We start from the raw sequence: 1,596 nt of genomic DNA on the forward strand, positions 1-1,596 counted from the left end.
GGCGGGCAAACACGCAGCATGCCGGAGGCGGAGCCTTGCGCTCCGCCTCCGGCATGACAATGGGGCAGCACGGGAGAAGAATGGTTGCGGCTATGACCGGAGCTTCTTTTCAGAAAAGAGCCCGGACCGGCCTTCGGCTGAAGAGACGGGCATGAGTCTTTCGTCTCCGGGGCCCGACATCAGGGGCGTTCGGATCATGCCCGGCACTGTTTTCGGGAGCATGGCGGATACGGTTCAGGGAAGCTTGTCGTACTCGGCGTCGCTTACAGGTTCCTGCCATTCGTTGCGGGCGTTTTCTCCCGGCACTTCCACGGCGATATGCACAAACCAGCTGTCCCTGGCCGCACCGTGCCAGTGCTTGACGCCGGCGGGAATGTTGACCACGTCGCCGGGGCGCAGCTCGCGGGGCTCCTTGCCCCATTCCTGATACCATCCGCGTCCAGCGGTGCAGAGCAGAATCTGTCCGCCGCCTTTTTCAGTGTGATGGGTGTGCCAGTTGTTGCGGCATCCGGGCTCGAAGGTGACGTTGCCGATGGTCACGCCTTCGGTGGAGAGCATGTTCAGGTAGCTGTTGCCCACAAAGTATTTGGCATAGGCCGTGTTGGCGCCGCCGCGGGCAAAGATGCCCGAAGTTTCGGTTTCGGCGTCGGTTCTGGTGTCGTTGAAGGCTTTTTTGACTTCGCGGGTCACGGCTTCGGCCAGGACGGCGTGGTTGGCCGGAGTAAGATGAATCTCGTCTGCGCCCTGTGCAAAGGGAACCACGGAGGCAGCATCGAAGAAGAGGGCTCCCGCTTTTTCCACCATGGGACGGAGCAGGCCGGGCAGGGCCTCGCTCTTGGCGAGGGAGCCTTCAAAGAAGGATGCGTAGGGGCTCTTGACGAGATTCAGTCTGGGCGGGCAGACGACCAGCACCTCGGGCGCGGCGAACTTCGTGCGCTGCTGCCATTCGCCCTTACGGACTATGGATACCAGTTCCGTCACGCTCTTTGCGATGTCCTCGGCGCTCTGGCTGCGGTCTTTTCTCAGGTCGTTGGTGCCCAGCATGATGATGACCATGTCGAGAGGCATATGGGAGGAAAGGGCGGCGGGCAGGTAGTCGGCGCCGTTCATGCCTGCGCCGGGAATGATGCCGGTACCGGATTTTTCCGGACTGTCGATGCGCGTGGTGCGCCCGGAAAGGCCTTCCACGATCACGTCGTAGTCGTTTCCGAGCAGGGTCGCCATTCTGCCGGGCCAGGCCGTGTCTGTGGGCAGGCGGCTCACCACCCCCTGCGCGTCTTCTACATACCCGAAGGTGTTGGAGTCCCCGAAGACCATGATGCGTTTTTTGCCCTCGGCCGCTCCGGCAAGGGCGGCAAGGCCGAACACGAGAAGGCAGCACACGGCGGTGACGAAGGATGTTCTTTTCATGGCAGCTCCTGTTTTCTGGACAATGTTTTTCCTATCATCAGGAGTAGAAGGTCCGCGCGCATTTTTGAAGAGCCTTTTCTGCCGAAAACTTGCCTGATCTTCTTGGCGCAGGGTGATGCGGCATGGGACGAAAAGGCGTGCTTTCGGCATGCAGGGGGAAGGTCGCATGATGCGAAGGACGAACCC

At 61.2% G+C, this 1,596-nt stretch carries 1 protein-coding gene and 1 pseudogene; both read right to left on the bottom strand.

Annotated features, from left to right (window positions below; translation table 11 throughout):
• Positions 1 to 234: 234 nt before the first annotated feature.
• Positions 235 to 624 (bottom strand): cupin domain-containing protein, encoded by a 390-nt coding sequence (locus QZZ60_RS11395; protein ID WP_295641495.1) that lies wholly within the window; start codon positions 622 to 624, stop codon positions 235 to 237.
• Positions 625 to 699: 75 nt separating this feature from the next.
• Positions 700 to 1,578, bottom strand: a pseudogene (locus tag QZZ60_RS11400) (GDSL-type esterase/lipase family protein); the annotation flags it as partial.
• Between the last annotated feature and the right edge of the window lie 18 nt (positions 1,579 to 1,596).

Source organism: uncultured Mailhella sp. (assembly GCF_905187505.1).
Lineage (GTDB): Bacteria > Desulfobacterota > Desulfovibrionia > Desulfovibrionales > Desulfovibrionaceae > Mailhella.